Here is a 17912-nt window from a genome sequence, read left to right as displayed (position 1 = left end):
TTCTTTTTGCCTGCTTATTGCTCCCAGATGAACCCCATCGAAGGACAGTGGCATCAACTCAAAACCCATGAAATTTCAGGACGAATGTTCGACAATGAATATGATTTAGCCCTGGCTGTAATGGACGGCATGGAATCACGGAGTGAACAAGGGGGATATACGTTAGAGCGTTTTAGGTTTAAATCATCCTAGCTACTTAAACCCCACAATATCCTGATAAATTCTAAAAATGGTCAAGTTAAAATTATAGATTTTAGTATTTCATCGCGTCTTTCTAGAGAAACTCAGACACAAGGTAATCCCACTTTACTAGAAGGCACCCTTGCCTATATGTCGCCCGAACAAACAGGGAGAATGAATCGGTCGATTGACTACCGTACCGACTTTTACTCCTTAGGTGTCACCTTTTATCAAATGCTGACGGGAAATTTACCTTTCTCTTCTACTGACCCGCTGGAACTCGTTCATTTTCACATTTCTAAACAACCTGCTTCTCCCGATCAGCTCAATCTAAAAATTCCCGCATCAATTTCAGCGATTGTGATGAAATTATTAGCTAAAAACGCTGAAGCTCGATATCAAAGCGCCCAAGGATTAAAGGTAAATTTAGAAGAATGTCTCGTTCAATTGCAAAGATATGGCAAAAGTGAATACTTCCTTCCAGGTCAGCGAGATAAATCTGGGCAATTGTTCATCCCCCAAAAACTGTACGGTCGTGAAACTGAAGTAACCACCCTAATGGATGCCTTTGACCGAGTCAGTGCTGGAACTACCGAGATGATGCTAGTTTCTGGTTATTCAGGCATCGGTAAATCTTGCTTAGTTCAGGAAGTTCATAAACCCGTTGTGCGTCAGCATGGATATTTTATTGCGGGTAAGTTTGACCAGTTTAAGCGAAATATTCCTTATGCTGCTTTGATTCAAGCTTTGCAAGAATTAATCCGACAACTATTAACGGAAAGTCAGGAACAAATAGTTTTTTGGAAGGAAAAGCTAGAAAAGGCTTTGGGAGCGCAAGGTAAGATCTTTATTGATGTTATACCCGAAGTCGAGCTAATTATTGGAGTTCAGCCAGAAGTTCCGCAACTAGAACCCAGTGAATCTCAAAATCGCTTCAACCGGGTGTTTCAACAGTTTATTCATGTTTTTACAAAGCCAGAACATCCGTTAGTTATTTTCTTAGATGACTTACAGTGGGTAGATTCAGCTTCTTTAAAATTAATCCAACTGCTGATGACTGAACCCGACAGTCAATATCTGTTAATGATTGGAGCCTATCGAGATAATGAAGTTAGCCAAACTCATCCGTTGATGCTAGCTTTGGACGAACTTCAAAAAACAGAAGCAGTTGTCAATAACATTCTTCTTTGTCATTTAAACATTGAAAATGTCTATCAATTAGTAGCTAATACCCTTCAAGAAACCGAAAGAGCGAAGGAAATCGCTGACCTTGTCTTTCATAAAACTCAAGGAAATCCCTTCTTTCTAACACAACTGCTTCAGACGCTTCACTCCGAACGTTTTTTACATTTTTACTTTGTTGAAAGTCGCTGGCTCTGGAATCTAGATCGAATCCAAAGGATTGGGATTACAGATTATAACGTCGTCGAACTGGTTGCCAGAAATATTCAAAAATTGTCGAAAAAAACCCAGGAAGTCCTAAAATTAGCTGCATGCATTGGAAACCAATTTACCTTAGAGGCTCTATCTATTGTCAATAAGCAATCTTTAATCAATACTGCTGATGATTTGTGGGAGGCGCTTCAAGCTGGTTTAGTTTTACCTTTGAGCAATACTTATAAAATCCCTCTATTTTTTGACCAATCAGAAAAAGGAGATTTACTGATAGAGGATATCAGGATTAGTTATAAATTTTTACATGACCGGGTGCAGCAAGCAGCTTATTCCTTGATTACGGAAGATCGGAAAAAATGAACTCACCTAAAAATTGGTCAGCAGTTGTTACATAAAACAGCTAAATATGCGCTGGAAGAGAATGTTTTTGATATTGTCAACCAGCTCAATATTGGGGTGGAGTTGCTTGCTAACCAAGCAGACAAAGATGAACTTGTCCAACTCAATCTGATGGCTGGGAAAAAAGCCAAAGCAGCATCAGCTTATGAAGCATCTGCCAGATACTTAACCGCAGGGCTAAGACTGCTTACTGAAAATAGCTGGCAAAGCCACTATGATTTAACGCTCACACTTCATCTTGAGTCGGCGGAAGCAGAATACTTAAATATCAACTTTGAGCAGGCAGCTACTTTAGCTGAAGTTGCCCTAGAACAAGCTACAAGTTTAATCGACGAAGTAAAGGTAAACGAGCTACAAATCCAGATTTATAGCTGTCAATTTCAGATGGTTAAAGCCGTCGATACAGGGCTACAAGTTTTGGAACGGCTGGGAATTACTCTCGTAACGTTAACAAGTGCTTCTCGCGGGTTGACGAAGCAATCGGAAAGCCTGCGGACGTTCATGCTGGTTTAGAAAGCACGTTGATAATTCTACAGCATCGTCTAAAAGCGAGCGCGGAGCGTCCGGCAATTGAGCTGGTGAAAGAGTATGGTGAGTTGCCGTTAGTGGAATGTTACGCCGGACAACTTAACCAGGTGTTTATGAATATTATGGCGAATGTAATTGATGCAATCGATGAGGTAATGAGTAAGAAGATACGGGGAATCGATAATCGACCCGAAAGTGCGAATTACCCCTTGCCAAAGATTCGGATTCACACGGAAGTAATTAATGGTGAGAAAGTAGCGATTCAGATTGCTGACAATGGACCGGGAATGCCGGAAAAAGTTCGGCAACGTCTGTTTGAACCCTTCTTTACAACGAAGCCGGTAGGCAAGGGGACGGGGCTAGGTTTATCCATTACCTATCAGATTGTCGTAGATAAACATGGTGGGCAATTGAGCTGTATCTCAGCGCCAGGAGAAGGGACGAAGTTTATGATTGAGATTCCGCTCAGGACAGCCCTTTCAAAAGTGTTATAGGGGCAGGAAACGCCCAAAGCTTGAGTGTCTAGAAGCGTCACCCAAGATTCTTGTTTTGTGGCGTAGATGAAAAATGGTGATTGGCGCGATCGCTCACGCGAGGAGTCCATCTTTGGCGGAGCTTTTTGCCATTAAGGACGGTAAACTCCTGAAAGACTATCCAAAAGCTTATGATTTTAAAGGTTTACCCTGGGTTTCTGATTGCTGTGCTTTTAGGACTCATCGGGTTAGGACTGGGACTGCTTCAGGAGCGGGTGGAACTCAATTGGGCAAAGTTAGATGCTTCGTTGCTCTCAAAAACGAATGCTTCACTGCGGGAAAATCCTCCCGGCGCGGGAAAGTTGCCGAACTCTACACCAGTTGCCTCACCCACAGACGATCGACAAATCCCGCTCATTACGACTCGTCAAGGGCCTTTACGGGTGACGAATCAAACGGAGTATCCCCTGCGGCTGGCGTTGCTGACTTATCAGCCACCAACGACATCTTATGGAGAGCCAGCACACTGGGATTTTGCCCCAGGAGAAGGGGGGAGCCAGGGCGTGACCTTATCTTTGCCTGGAGGGGATTTGCAGCTAAAAAAGGGGGATATTTTGGTGGCATTTGCCCAAGATGGTTCCCGCCGGTATTGGGGACCGTATGTTGTGGGTGAGACGCCTCTGCCTGTCTGGAATGCTCAGGTGTCGGAATGGCAACTGGTTTTGCAATCTTAGGTCGTAGATCGTCGGGGGTCATTCGTTTATAGTCAGCAGTTAGGAGTCAGTTGTTTTTTCTCCTCTACGGACGAATTACCTATGACTTCTTATCAAGTACCCATTCTCCGCTGACAATTTAGGGAACACATAGGTTTTGCCAGAGTCAGGAAGTGCTGCTGGGTAGGCGGGAGTCATGACATCTTGCAATGGGTGCGCTGGCGTCACATTTCCAGCTAGATTAAGGTCTGGGAAAATGCCTTTTGAGGTTGCCCATTACTGACGGACGGTTCGGGGGTTCATGAAATTTAGGGTTGAGCGAACGGTTAGAAGTTGGTGGAAATCTTGGGAGAAGCATCCCAGCAGGCTGGCGGGTCTATCGATTCTGTGGGTGCTGGTGGTTTGCTGGCTGGCTTTTGTGTGGAATTTAGGGAATATCGGTCTGGTTGATGAAACTGAGCCGCTGTTTGCTGAAGCTGCCCGCCAGATGACGGTGACGGGAGATTGGATTACACCGTATTTTAATGGGGAGACGCGCTTTGATAAGCCGCCGTTAGTTTACTGGCTGATGGCGATCGCTTATAAACTGATTGGCGTCAATGAATGGGCGGTGCGATTGCCTTCGGCGCTGTCTGCGATCGCTGTGACGGGATTAGGCTTCTATACGTTGCGCTACTATGGGCTTCCTTCTCCGAGTGCGGTGACGGGGCAAGCTAGGGATGGGATGATAACGCAGCGTCAGTTGTGGCTATCGGCTTTGCTGGGTGCAGCGGCGATCGCTCTGAATCCAGAAATGATTGTCTGGGGACGCACAGGCGTCTCTGATATGCTGCTAACCGGCTGCGTGGGTTGTGCGCTACTTTCTTTTTTTCTTGGCTATGTCAACACCAACCAACCCGCGATCCAAACTCGTTGGTATCTCGCTTTCTACGTGCTAGTTGCCTTGGCAATCTTGACGAAAGGGCCGGTCGGCATTGTCTTACCCGTTCTGATTATTGGGGCTTTTCTACTTTACCTGGGCAAGACTCAGGAAGTGTTGCGGGAGATGTTCCCGATTCGGGGCTTAGCACTGGTGTTGGTTTTGGCAGTGCCTTGGTATGTTTTGGTGATTTTGCGGAACGGCGAAAACTACGTTAATAAGTTTTTTGGTTATCACAACTTGGAACGCTTCACAGGCGTTGTCAATCACCACTGGGCACCCTGGTATTTTTACTTCCTGGTGGTGCTGCTGGGTTTTGCGCCTTGGTCGATTTATTTGCCGGTCGCGATCGCCCGTCTCCGCTTTTGGCAGCGCAGCAAATGGCGGAACTCCCCCCGTTCCACTCATTTAGGTTTATTTGCTCTATTTTGGTTTGCCGGGATCTTTGGCTTCTTCACCGTTGCGGTGACAAAACTCCCCAGCTATGTGCTGCCTTTAATGCCAGCAGCAGGAATTTTGGTGGCACTTTTGTTCAGCGACCAATTAAGGACTGGGGTGAAAGGATTGAGAACTGAGGAAGAAGTCGGTAGTTCAGAATTAGCAGTTAACCAGCCGGAAGGAGAATTCCCCACTCAGTCCTCAGTCCTTAGTCCTCAGCCCTCATTCCTCCGTCCTTTGTTTTGGAGTGGCGTTGTCAATGTGGTGTTTTTATCAGTTCTGGCAGGTGCGCTTCTATACAGCCCAAACTTCTTAGGATATGACCCTGCCGTGCCCGATCTGCGCCAAATGGTTCAACGATCTGGTTTGACGGTGTGGGGAGGCATCATCTGGGGAGCAACCGCTATTTGGACAGGGTGGTTGCTGCTGAAACGACGGCGGTGGCGTTGGCTGTGGACTTCAAATCTAATCGGATTTATGGCTTTTATCATCTTTGTGGTAACGCCTGCCTACTTCATGATGGATCGAGCACGTCAGATGCCGTTGCGGGAATTATCGGCACGGATCGCCCAAGTCCAGCAGCCAGGGGAAGCCATATTAATGATTGGTTTCAAAAAACCGAGTGTCGTATTTTACACGCAGCGCCCGGTGAATTACTTTGCCAAAGTTAGCTCGGCAATGGAATACATTGAAGCGATCGCGGCGACTCAACCCAAGCCACCTTCGGTATTGATTTTGACTGAGCCTAAATATTTAGAGAACACAAAAATACAGCCCAAGGAGTACCAAAATTTAGGCAAAGCCGGTGCTTATCAACTCATTCGGTTGTCAAAACAAATCGTCGCCAGTGTCCAGCATCGACACTCTAGCTAAATGCTAAATTGTTAAACTGCCGCAGCTTGCAGTCATATCAAGCCTGGATAATTGCCCGTGATTAGAACACCTCACGCGCAATCCCTCTGTCTTTTCGCTTAGGGGTTGGGGGTGGAGAGGGCAGGAAATGCAGTGGTTCGGCAATGCTTGTTCGGCAAGCCGACTGGAATATTAGGTGAATAAAATTTCTGGTGGCATCATGATGAAATTCGGCGTTTTGGCACGACTGAGTTTGAAAGGATGAAAGCACCATCTTCAGGAAAAAGGAAAAATTTTTGGCATCAGTGCCGATTGCCGGTTGTTGGTAGCCTAATTTGTAGCCTAATTTTCCTTTGGCTTTTGCTAGCGATGCCGGTGCTCGCTGAAGATTTACCATCGCCGTCACCCGTCACAATAGAAACGCTGCGACAGATGCAGCAACAACTAGATCGGCAGCGGTCTAATTATTCTAAAGAACGCGATCGCTTATCAAAACTCCAAAAAGCCGCGAAGGGGCAACTCAGTGGCTTGCAGCAAAACCTGGAATTAACGGGTACCCAGCTTAATGACTACCAGTACCAATTACAAAGAGCCACTCAGGAATTAAAGACGTTACAAGAGGATCTGGCGATCGCGGAACGCTCTTATCAACAAAAGCAAGCCGCCACAGTTGCCCGTTTGCGTTTCCTGCAACGCCAGCAACTCTCTCACCAAGGATGGGGAATCCTGCTTTCTAGCCAAAATCTCAGTCAATTTTCCGACCGGCGTCGCCAGATCAAATTGGTGTTTCAAGCCGACCAACAAATCTTGAAAAACTTGAAGGCGGAAGCTGACCAAATCGATCGCCAAAAAACCGAGATCGAACAGCAGAAAAACCAAATTGCTCTGATTACCCAGCAATTGCTGGCACAAAAAGCCGAATTTGAAGCTCAGACACAGGCTCAGCAGCAGCTCATTCAACGCTTGAATACTAACCGGCAAGCCTTAGAAGCAGCCGAGAACGTTTTAGCCGAGGATTCCGCAGGGATTAGCACTCTCATTCAAAAACGAGTTGCAGAAGCGAAGGCAAAAAGAGAAAGAGAAGCGGCAGCGAGCAAAGCCATTCTTCGCGGGAGGGACATTATTCGCGGCACGGGTATTTTCAGCTACCCCAGCGATGCGGGAATTACGAGTAACTTTGGTTGGCGAGTTCACCCGATTCTGGGCTACCGCCGTTTCCATTCTGGTCTTGACTTTGGGGGAAGTTATGGCAGCACAATCCGCGCCGCCAACAGCGGAGAGGTCATTTTTGCTGGATGGTATGGAGGTTACGGGAAGGCGGTAATTATCGACCACGGCAATGGCATTACTACCTTATATGGTCACGCCAGCGAAATCTATGTTTCGGAAGGACAATCTGTAAACCGAGCCGATGCGATCGCGGCGGTTGGTTCTACTGGCTTTTCTACTGGACCCCATCTTCACTTTGAAGTCCGTAAAAATGGCACACCTGTAGACCCGATTACCTTCCTTTAGGCTCATGAAAACTGACTCGTATCAGCCCTAAACTGGACAATTATCCGGGAATTTAAGGGCAAACAATCAGATATTCTTAGTTTTATTGCGCGAGTAGTCTATTTCAACCAAACAAGTGTCAATCTCTTTCTCTAATCCTTCTAAAATCAGCAATTTTCAGAAAGCACTGAATGTCATCGTCGTCGCCATGCCTGTGGTGGGATTTATCGCTGCGACCCTGGCTATCATCTTCTGGGAACGTGGGGTCCAGCCGCTGGATCTAAGCCTACTCGTAGGAATGTATGCCCTGACTTTCTTTGGCATCACTGTGGGGTATCACAGGTTTTTCACCCATCGTGCTTTTCAGGCAGGGGCATTTGTGCGTGCTTTTTTAGCGATCGCTGGCTGCATGGCAGGTCAAGGCCCAGTCGCCAGCTGGGTGAGCCACCATCGCTGTCATCACCTCTACTCAGATACTCAACAAGACTTCCACTCACCAAATATTCACGGAGAAGGGTTTTGGGGAGTTGTTCAAGGCTTTTGGCACGCCCATACTGGCTGGCTGCTAAACGTCGATTGGACGCCCCCATACCCCTATGTCTCGGATCTCAATCGTGACAAAGTTGTCCAAAAAATCGACCAGCTCTACATCCTTTGGGTGCTACTTTCTCTGTTAATTCCGACGCTTCTGGGTGGAGTCTTAACTGGGTCGTGGTCGGGAGCATTGAGAGGCTTAATCTGGGGCGGAGGTATTCGGATTTTCCTCTTGCACCAGTTTACTTTTAGCGTCAACTCAGTCTGCCACCTTTGGGGAAAACGCCAATTTCCCACAGAAGATCAAAGTAAGAACAATCTTTTCGTCGCCATCATGACCCTCGGTGAAGGATGGCACAATAACCACCATGCTTTCCAGCACTCGGCAAGGTTTGGACTCAGATGGTGGCAACTTGATTTCGGTTGGTTGGGTATCCTCGCCCTCAATCGCTTAGGGCTTGTCTGGAATGTCAAAGTTCCATCCTCAAGCGAAATCGAACTGAAAAGCATCACTTCTTCAGTTGGATAGTGAGTGAATTTGATCCATTAGCCGCTGAAAGCATCTCATTTTGATATAAAACGCCTGGACTAACTCAAAAATGTTGTTAGGCGTTGTTAGAAAGCGTTACACCCTGATATCCGAAAATTTCCTAGGGGCACGGCATTGCCGTGCCCCTACTTTTAGTGGAGATTACCTGCCTCTACAAATTAGGTTTATAGGAGTTTTCACTCTTAGTGCAATATAAAGAACCTTACCCGCAACCCCTCTCCGTTCACGGAGAGGGAATATTGAATCCCTCCCGGAAAAGCGGGCAGGAGTTGGGGTGGGGTTAAACCATACTGTATCCAATAGAGAATTGCTAGATTTTCTACCGCCATGTTTATGCAACTTTGGCGAATCTGCGATCGCGCAGTCGTCTCGCCTGCGATTAGACAGGTGTAGAAAAATTTCACGCGCTGTTAGTGATTAATGGTTATTCCTCTGTAGATATGAATGGTGCTGAGTTGAAAACTCATCATTAGTACCATTTCGGCGTTGTTGCTCTACATCGTCAGGCTAAGGTTGCCTCACCGTTTGGTGAGAGCAAATCTAAAATCCCCAATTGCTACTGACACATAACCATTAACACGCTAAATCAACTATGCCATATTCTTCTGTTCCTACCGGCATCCGAGATATCTTGAGCGAACGGTTTTCTCTCCTGCCTCTGAAATTCTGCATCGATTGCTAGGGGACAGACAAGATAATGACCAATCAAACTTTTGATGACTCGCTTCCTCAACTCACTTTGCAGATTCATCATCCCGGAGTCATCCGGACGCTAATTCTGAGTCAAGATCCTTTGGTTCTAGCGGAAGCTTACCTTCGGGGCTTTTTAGACTTTACAGGTAACATCGACGATCTGATGCTCTTAGAAGCGCTTTCCTTTTCCCAATGCGATCGCAGCACAGCAATCAAAGCTTGGATGGAAGCACTGAGTCTACCCCAATTGCCTTTATCGCAGCCAGAGAAATCACCTTGGCAGAAATTGATCGCTCATAGTCGCGATCGCGACTTAGCAGTTGTTCAATATCACTATGATGTTGGCAATGATTTTTACCGTCTTTGGCTCGATCCTTTACTCGTCTATTCTTGTGCCTATTTTGAACATCCTCAGATGAGCCTGCAAGAAGCTCAGCAGGCAAAGCTTGATTTGATCTGCCGTAAACTCCAATTAAAACCCGGCGAATATTTATTAGATATTGGCTGTGGCTGGGGAGCTTTGCTACGCTGGGCTGTAACTCATTACGGAGTGAAGGGATATGGCATTACTCTGAGTAAAGAGCAGCTGGCTTTTAACCAACAAGCGATCGCGAAAGAAGGTTTGGACACCCAGCTAAAAGTCGAGCTTCTCGACTATCGCAACTTACCCCAAACGCCAACCTTTGACAAAATTGTTTCAGTTGGGATGGTTGAACACGTAGGAATTAAAAACTACCCGATTTATTTTCAAAGTGCCTTATCTACCTTGAAGCCTGGGGGTTTGTTTCTCAATCACGGCATCACCGCGTCAGAAAAATGGGACGGTTCCAGCCTCAACGAACGCTTTGTTCAACGTTATATCTTCCCAGACGGAGAGCTGTCCAGGTTGTCCGATTCTTTAGCTGTCGCTGAAGAGACGGGATGGGAGATTGTCGATGTTGATGCTTGGCGGATGCATTACGCCAAAACAATGCGCTGTTGGGCAGCTAATTTGGATGCAGTGATGGAGAAAGCGATCGCCCTCAGCAGCGAACGTAAAGTCCGATTATGGCGGCTCTATCTCATCGGTTTCGCTCTTGCCTTTGAACAGAACCACATGGGGCTTTATCAAGTCCTATTGCGGCGACGAGCAGATAAAGCGTGGAAATTGCCGTTTACCCGTAAAGATTGGTTATATTAAGAGTTTTAATATTGCTTGTTTCTACTACAGAGTGATGCCACAGCCGTCACTCTGTACAATCAGAATACTCACCGCCTTAGTAGACCACTATGCCCAGAAAACAGCAAAGCTGGATTGTTTTTCAGGCATCAAGAGCAGAATCAGCGATTCTGACGCTGTGTTGCCAGAAGATTGAACATTTAAATACAGAAGTTCTTACACTGATTCCCCGTTTAAATTTAGTCTGCGTCATTACTTTTGTGGCTAACCTTATACCAAAGATAGGCTGACAGCAACATTTGTAGCCAGATTATTAACTTTGCACTTTGGCGAACGATTACTGTATAAATACCCTGGCATATTCCTGACCAGTCGAACACTGTATTTGACTCTAGTTACCAGTTGAGACACAAACCAAATTATGCTAAAAATTCCAGGTTATACAATCACATCAAAAATTTACGAGGGAACAAAAACCGTTGTTTATCGAGGATATCGCCATCATGATGAGCAACCTGTTATTGTTAAGAGTCTTTGGCAAGAGTATCCAGCTCTCACGGAAATTGCCAAGCTTAAACATCAATATGAAATTTCTTATAACTTATCTATCCCAGGAATTGTTAAACCTTTAGAGCTGGAAAAATATAATCAATATTGGTTTTTAGTCTTGGAAGATTTTGGAGGAGATTCACTACAGAATTTCCTCTTGAAAAACAAAATTGATTTAAAAAGAATTATTCAAATAATTATTAATGTTTCAGAAACAATTAGTCAACTACATCAAAATAACATTATTCATAAGGATATTAAGCCTCAAAATATCCTTATTAATCCGGAAACGGGATTGGTAAAAATTACCGATTTTAGCATTGCCTCGCGTCTGTCCAGAGAAAACCAGATGATTGGCAACCCCAATTTGCTAGAAGGCACCCTTGCATACATATCACCAGAGCAAACGGGGAGAATGAATCGCTCAATTGATTATCGTACCGACTTTTATTCCTTAGGTGTCACCTTTTACGAAATGCTAACTGGAAGGGTGCCTTTTCAATCTAACGATCCGATGGAGTTAGTTCACTGCCATATTGCCAGCCTTCCAATTCCACCCAATCATCTGAATCCAAACATTCCACCAGCGGTGTCTGACATCGTAATGAAATTATTATCTAAAAATGCTGAAGATCGCTATCAAAGTGCCTTTGGACTCAAGGCCGATCTAGAGACTTGTCTAACCCATCTAGAAAGTACAGGGAAAATTAGCGATTTCCCACTCGGTAGACACGATATCTCTGATAAATTTCAAATCCCCCAAAAACTTTATGGTCGAGACTCTGAAATTGCTTCTCTAATGGCAGCTTTTGAAAGAGTCAGCCTTGGCTCGACTGAAATGATGCTAGTTTCAGGATTCTCTGGAATTGGTAAATCAGCTTTAGTTAATGAAATTCATAAACCAATTGTACGGCAAAGAGGTTATTTTATCTCCGGCAAGTTCGATCAATTTAAACGGAATATTCCCTATGCTTCCTTAATTCAAGCTTTTCAAGAATTAGTTCGACAAGTTTTAACAGAAACCCAAGAAAAAATAGACTTTTGGAAAACACAACTATTAGAATCTCTAGGTTGCAACGGTCAAGTCATTATTGATGTAATTCCAGAAGTGGAACTCATTATCGGCAAACAGCCACCAGTTCCGGAACTTGCTCCGACAGAAGCCCAAAATCGATTAAATTTAGTTTTTCAAAAGTTTCTCAGTGTTTTTACGACAAAAGACCATCCCCTAGTCTTATTTCTAGATGACTTACAATGGGCCGATTCAGCCTCATTAAAATTAATTTATTTGTTAATGACCGATCCGGATAGTAAATACTTACTCATGATTGGGGCTTACCGAAATAATGAAGTGAGTGCAACTCATCCTTTAATGCTGACATTGGACGAACTGAAAAAGAGCGATATTGCAGTAAATAATATCTCTCTTAACTCTTTAGTTATTAATAATGTTAATTCACTGATTGCCGACACATTTAAATCTGAATCAACAAAAACAAATTCTTTGGCAAAGTTAGTTTTTAATAAAACTAATGGTAATCCCTTCTTTTTAACTCAGTTTTTAAAATCTCTTTATGAAGAAAATTTGTTTAACTTTAACTTAAAACAGGGATGTTGGCAGTGGGATCTTAAAAAAATTCGAGGAATGCAAATCACGGATAATGTAGTTGAGTTAATGGTGATAAAAGTTAAAAAGCTTTCTGAGTCTACTCAGAAATCCCTAAAACTTGCAGCTTGCATTGGCAACGAATTCAATTTAAAAGTTTTATCGATTGTTAATGAAAAGTCTCAAGTAGAAACTTCTGGTGAACTTAGGGAAGCCCTTAAGGAAGGGCTGATTCTACCCATTGGGAACGCATATAAATACGTTCAAGATTATACAGAAGATACTTTAAATGCTTCTCTCAATAATGATTTAGCTGTTGCCTACAAATTTCTGCATGACCGCGTACAGCAGGCAGTTTATTCCTTAATCCCAGAAACTGATAAACAACAGGTTCATCTCAAAGTAGGTCAGCTATTACTTAAAAATACAGATCGAGAAGAACTAGAAGACAAAATTTTTGATATAGTTAATCAGCTTAATTGCGGCAAGGATATCATAAATAATCAAGAGGAAAGATATGAACTAGCAAATTTAAATCTAACCGCTGGTAAAAAAGCAAAGCTATCTACAGCTTTTGAACCGGCATTAAAATATATAACTGCTGGAATGGAACTGCTTTCAGAGAAAGACTGGGAATTCCAGTATCCGTTAATACTATCTCTTTATAAAGAACGCGCAGAATGCGAATACCTGAACGGAAATATTAATGAATGTGAAAAGTTTTTTGAAATTATTTTAAATAAAGCCGCGTCTAATTTAGAAAAAGCAAGTGTATATATTATGAAAATCATTATATATACAACTAACTTGATGAAAACTAAAGAAGCGATTGAAATCGGTAAAGCAGGATTGAGGTTATTTGGTATCTCTCTCCCCGATGGTGAAAAGGAACTAAGGAAACTAATAGAATCTGAGGCCAAAAAGGTTAAAGCTAATCTCGCAGGGAGAGAGGTTAAGGATTTGATTGATGCGCCAGATATGACCGATTTGGAGAAAGTAGCTGCTACCAAGATTCTTATAAATATGACTCCGCCTGCCCGATTTATTGGGAAGCATATATTTGATTCAATAATGTTAAAAATGGTGAATATATCTTTAAAATATGGCAATTCAAATGTTACTTCTTTTGCCTATATGTCCTATGGATGGACTCTGGCAGGAAGAGATGAGTTTGAATCAGCTTATCAATATGGTGAATTAGCTTTAAAAGTGAATGAAAAATTTAATAATATAACTTTTAAATGTAAACTTAACATGATTTTTGGTTCCTATATTAGTCATTGGAAAAATCATTTGAGGACAGAGTGTGAGGGATATCTAAAAAATGGTTTTCAGGACGGAATTGAAATTGGCGATTTTCAATGGGCTACTTATTCAGCTTACTATCGAGCTGTTAAATTAACATTTAAAGGAGATAATTTGGATGAAGTTTATCAAGAATCCCAAAAATATTTAGAGTTTACCTCAAAAAAGAAAATACGCTCTTTTATTGATATGTTTTTAGTTATCCAAAAGTTTGTTTTAAGTTTAAAAGGAGAAACAGAACAAAAAACAAGTTTTAACGATAATAATTTTAAAGAGGAAGAGCATTGGGATGAATTGAAAAAAGTTCCAGCTCTTTATGTTACTTATTGTATTTTAAAGGCTCAACTACTTTATTTATACGAGGAATATGATGATGCGATGAAAGCGATCGCAGAAGGGGAAACACTGATCTCGATTCCCTTTGCGACCATCATGATACCGGAACATTATTTTTATTCTACTTTAATTCAAACAGCTCTTTATCCTACTTTGCTGGAAGCAGAGAAAGAGCAGGCAATGGAAAATCTATTGATAAATCTAGAAAAGATGAGGAAGTGGTCTGAAGCTTGCCCAGACAACTTTTTGCACAAATATTTACTAATGTCCGCTGAAATAGCGCGAATTACCGGCAAAGAGGGGGAGGCTTTGGATTTATATGAAAAGTCAATTAACTCAGCTAGAGAAAATGATTATATCCAGAACGAAGCGATAGCCAATGAACTAGCGGCAAAGTTCTTTCTCGGTAAAGAATACACTGTGCTAGCAAAAGCCCATATTCTGGAAGCTCACTATGGCTATCTTAAATGGGGCGCGATCGCTAAAGTGAATCATGTGGAAGAAAAATATCCGCAGTTCTTTTCCGGAGTATCTGTAACCGGCAAAGCTGGGAGTCTGAGCAACATAATTTCTTCTAGTACTGGCAGCGATTCGGGATTGTTGGATGTAACGACAGTCGTGAAAGCCAGCCAAACCTTAGCGAGTGAGATCGTTTTAGACAAGTTGTTAGAAAAGTTGATGAAAATTGTGATTGAGAATGCTGGAGCGCAGAAAGGCTTTCTCATTCTGGAAGAATCAGGCAACTTAGCGATCGCTGCTGAGGGAGAAGTCGATCGGGCTGAGGTAACTGTTCTCCAATTTATTCCCGTAGAATCCAGTCATAAGGTTTCTCCTGCTATTGTCAATTATGTAAAAAGAACGAAGAATAATTTAGTTTTAAACGATGCCACTAACCAAGGCTTATTTAAATCAGACTCTTACGTTTTACAATATCAGCCTAAATCTATATTATGTCTTCCCATTATTAAGCAAACGCATCTAATTGGTCTGCTTTATCTTGAAAACAATCTGACGACTAATGCTTTTACACCTGACCGATTGAAAGTCTTGGAAATGCTGTCTTCTCAAATTGCTATCTCTCTAGAGAATGCCAAACTCTATGATGAGATGACAGCATTAAATGCTGACCTCAAGCAAGAAATTGACGAGCGCAAGCAGGCAGAAAATCGCTTACGCGAAAGCGAAGAGCGATTTCGATTGATTGCCGAAACTACTCCGGTTCCTCTACTGATAAGTCGTGTATCTGACAGCCAAATTCTGTATGCGAATATGGCGTGTAGCTCAACTTTGGGTCTATCTACGCAAGAATTGATAGGTCGTCAGGCACAAGAGTTTCATTACGATCCTGAGGCTCGAAAAGAGTTGCTGAAGATACTGGCTAAAAATGGGTACGTCCGCAACTACGAATTTCAGGCAAAAAAGGTAGATGGAACGCCATTTTGGATTAATTTATCCATTCAGCCAATCGCATTCAACGGCGAGCAAGCAATGCTGAGTGGATTCCAAGACATTACAGAACGCAAACGGATGGAGGAGTTAAAAGACGAGTTTCTGGCAAATACCTCCCACGAACTCCGCACCCCGCTTAATGGCATCATTGGCATTACCGAATCTTTGATAGATGGTGTAACGGGGCATTTGCCTGAGAAGACAATTTATAATCTATCAATGGTAGTATCGAGCGCTCACCGGCTATCCAATTTGATCAACGATATTCTTGATTTTTCTAAACTGAAACATGGAAATCTACCACTTAAAATCAAGCCGGTGGGAATGAGAGAAATTACCAATGTGGTGCTGACTCTCAGCCAGCCTCTAATTGGTAAAAAATCTTTGCACCTGAGCAATAAAATTGCTCCAAATACACCGTCTGTTAATGCTGATGAAGATCGGGTGCAACAAATTCTCTACAACCTGGTCGGTAATGCTATTAAATTTACAGATTCTGGTGTGGTAGAAGTGTCGGCATCTGTGGTCGAGGAGGGACAGAAGGAAGATTCTTCTGACGCTGAAAATTTATCTTATCTAGCAATTACCGTTACCGATACAGGAATTGGTATCCCCCCAGAGAAGTTTGGCAAAATCTTTGAATCTTTTGAACAAGCTGATGGCTCAACAGCAAGAATTTATGGAGGGACTGGTCTTGGTCTTGCGATTACTAAAAAGCTAGTGGAATTGCACAATGGGGAAATTTGCGTAGAATCTCAAATGGGCGTTGGTTCCCGATTTACGTTTACTTTACCCCTCTCAAAAGAGGTGAAGGTTGAAGAATTGAAGGTTGAAGAAAAGTTTAAGTTTAAAGAATTGAAACCTCGACTTAGCAACTTGCACCCTGCTAAACAGCAATTTGCAACCCAAAGTAGCGATATCAAGATTTTGATAGTGGATGACGAGCCAGTCAACGTGCAGGTGCTGGTCAACTATCTATCGGAGAAAAACTATTCCTTAACTCAAGCCTTTAATGGCATAGAAGCATTGGCAGCGATCGCGCAGGGGCTAAGACCTGACATCATTTTATTGGATGTAATGATGCCGCGCATGACTGGCTATGAAGTTTGCAAGAAAATTCGCGAACAGTATTCGCTGAACGAACTTCCCATTTTGATGTTAACTGCCAAAAATCAAGTATCAGACCTGGTAGAAGGATTTAAGTCTGGTGCCAACGACTATCTCATTAAACCAATCTCGAAAAATGAACTTCTAGCACGCATCAACCTTCATCTTCAGCTATCTAATCTGGAGGCGCTGCGGCAAGCAGAAGCGCGAGAACGAGAGAAAGCACAACAGCTAGAACTCACTTTAAGCGCATTGCAACGCACCCAAGCCCAGCTGATTCAGGCAGAAAAAATGTCTAGTATTGGGCAACTGGTGGCAGGAGTAGCCCATGAAATTAACAACCCAGTAAATTTTATTTACGGCAATCTTGCCCCTACAAATGACTATGCGCGAGACTTGCTCAATCTTATACAAATGTATGAGCAGTTTTACCCCGATCCAGTTCCAGAAATTCAGCGGGAGATTGAGACAATTGAATTGGAATATTTGAAAGAAGACTTCCCAAAAATCTTATCTTCTATGCAGGTAGGAGCCGAACGCATCCAATCTATTGTGCTGTCATTGAGAAACTTCTCGCGCTTGGATGAAGCAGAAATGAAGCCAGTAGATATTCATTCAGGCATTGAATCTACCTTGTTAATTTTGCAGCATCGGCTCAAACCCCAGAAAAAACGATTGGGGATTGAGGTGGTTAAAGAATTCGCTCGCCTGCCTAAAGTGGCCTGTTATGCAGGTCAGTTGAATCAGGTATTTATGAATATTCTCAGTAATGCAATTGATGCCTTAGAAGAGGTTTGTGGTTTATCGTTCGCGGGTCATGACCATGAACAATCAACCATGAATAATGAACAATCGCCTACGATTTGGATTCGCACCTCTGTTGTAGAGGAGGATCGGGTTGCAATCCGGATTGGGAATAATGGGCCTAGCATGACAGAGGAAGTGCAAAAGAAGATATTTGACCCCTTCTTTACGACGAAGCCGGTGGGAGCTGGCACTGGCTTGGGATTGTCTATCAGCTACTCGATTGTGGTGGAACGTCACGGGGGACAGATTCGCTGTATTTCGTCACCCTTGCAGGGCGTAGAGTTTATTATTGAGATTCCGATTCAGCAGCAAAAAAAAGGCTGATATAGACCAGAGCAATCAAAATGAAGACTTCTGGCGTCAGGTGCAAAGCGAATCATTTTCTTTGAGAGGCATCACCCAACCGCTGACCAATTTACCGTAAAG

Annotated in this window: 9 protein-coding genes and 2 pseudogenes; 9 read left to right on the top strand and 2 right to left on the bottom strand. The window is 43.1% G+C overall.

From position 1 onward, the window contains the following. The 5 genes and pseudogenes from NC994_RS20765 to NC994_RS20745 form a co-directional block, all read left to right on the top strand. Positions 1-192 (top strand): annotated as a pseudogene (locus NC994_RS20765) (IS630 family transposase); the annotation flags it as partial. 3 nt (positions 193-195) lie between these two features. Continuing rightward, a pseudogene (locus tag NC994_RS20760) lies at positions 196-2415 on the top strand (serine/threonine-protein kinase PknK); the annotation flags it as partial. Between the two features lie 80 nt (positions 2416-2495). Then, the gene (locus NC994_RS20755) at positions 2496-2996 is read left to right on the top strand and encodes an ATP-binding protein (RefSeq protein WP_199299687.1); all 501 of its coding nucleotides are present in this window, start codon (positions 2496-2498) and stop codon (positions 2994-2996) included. Positions 2997-3166: 170 nt separating this feature from the next. Next, positions 3167-3709, top strand: coding sequence for a hypothetical protein (locus tag NC994_RS20750; protein WP_190415911.1), 543 nt, complete (start codon positions 3167-3169; stop codon positions 3707-3709). Positions 3710-3989: 280 nt separating this feature from the next. Next, the gene (locus tag NC994_RS20745; RefSeq protein WP_190437340.1) at positions 3990-5918 is read left to right on the top strand and encodes a glycosyltransferase family 39 protein; all 1929 of its coding nucleotides are present in this window, start codon (positions 3990-3992) and stop codon (positions 5916-5918) included. 61 nt (positions 5919-5979) lie between these two features. Here the strand turns inward: NC994_RS20745 and NC994_RS20740 are convergent, their stop codons facing one another. Then, entirely contained in the window at positions 5980-6294 is a 315-nt protein-coding gene (locus NC994_RS20740; RefSeq protein ID WP_242030478.1) for a hypothetical protein, read from the bottom strand. Here NC994_RS20740 and NC994_RS20735 point away from each other — a divergent pair. Together NC994_RS20735 and NC994_RS20730 are read left to right on the top strand one after the other, a co-directional pair. Further along, entirely contained in the window at positions 6267-7412 is a 1146-nt protein-coding gene (locus NC994_RS20735; RefSeq protein ID WP_242030479.1) for a M23 family metallopeptidase, read from the top strand. The genes NC994_RS20740 and NC994_RS20735 overlap by 28 nt on opposite strands. Before the next feature lie 115 nt (positions 7413-7527). Further along, positions 7528-8454 (top strand): acyl-CoA desaturase, encoded by a 927-nt coding sequence (locus NC994_RS20730; protein ID WP_190437334.1) that lies wholly within the window; start codon positions 7528-7530, stop codon positions 8452-8454. Positions 8455-8657: 203 nt separating this feature from the next. On the opposite strand, the gene NC994_RS20725 is transcribed toward NC994_RS20730, so the two are convergent. Then, a complete protein-coding gene (locus NC994_RS20725; RefSeq protein WP_190415915.1) occupies positions 8658-8879 on the bottom strand; it encodes a hypothetical protein in 222 nt (73 codons plus the stop codon). A 293-nt stretch (positions 8880-9172) separates the two neighbouring features. Here NC994_RS20725 and NC994_RS20720 point away from each other — a divergent pair, with 293 nt between their 5' ends. Continuing rightward, positions 9173-10348: a class I SAM-dependent methyltransferase gene (locus NC994_RS20720; protein WP_190437333.1), complete on the top strand. Its 1176-nt coding sequence runs from the start codon at positions 9173-9175 to the stop codon at positions 10346-10348. A 400-nt stretch (positions 10349-10748) separates the two neighbouring features. Continuing rightward, entirely contained in the window at positions 10749-17810 is a 7062-nt protein-coding gene (locus NC994_RS20715) for an ATP-binding protein (protein WP_190437328.1), read from the top strand. Positions 17811-17912: the final 102 nt, after the last annotated feature.

The sequence above is a fragment of the Trichocoleus sp. AS-A1 genome, from assembly GCF_039962015.1.
In the GTDB taxonomy this organism is placed as follows: Bacteria; Cyanobacteriota; Cyanobacteriia; order Cyanobacteriales; family FACHB-T130; genus FACHB-T130.
Note: the sequence above shows the minus strand (reverse complement) of the source record. Positions and strands in the feature narration are given on the sequence as shown.

Excerpts from the sequence above, each read along its gene's own strand:
- NC994_RS20750 (WP_190415911.1), top strand. The coding sequence starts at position 3,167 with ATGATTTTAAAGGTTTACCCTGGGTTTCTGATTGCTGTGCTTTTAGGA.
- NC994_RS20745 (WP_190437340.1), top strand. The coding sequence starts at position 3,990 with ATGAAATTTAGGGTTGAGCGAACGGTTAGAAGTTGGTGGAAATCTTGG.
- NC994_RS20735 (WP_242030479.1), top strand. The coding sequence starts at position 6,267 with ATGCCGGTGCTCGCTGAAGATTTACCATCGCCGTCACCCGTCACAATA.
- NC994_RS20740 (WP_242030478.1), bottom strand. The coding sequence starts at position 6,294 with ATGGTAAATCTTCAGCGAGCACCGGCATCGCTAGCAAAAGCCAAAGGA.
- NC994_RS20720 (WP_190437333.1), top strand. The coding sequence starts at position 9,173 with ATGACCAATCAAACTTTTGATGACTCGCTTCCTCAACTCACTTTGCAG.
- NC994_RS20715 (WP_190437328.1), top strand. The coding sequence starts at position 10,749 with ATGCTAAAAATTCCAGGTTATACAATCACATCAAAAATTTACGAGGGA.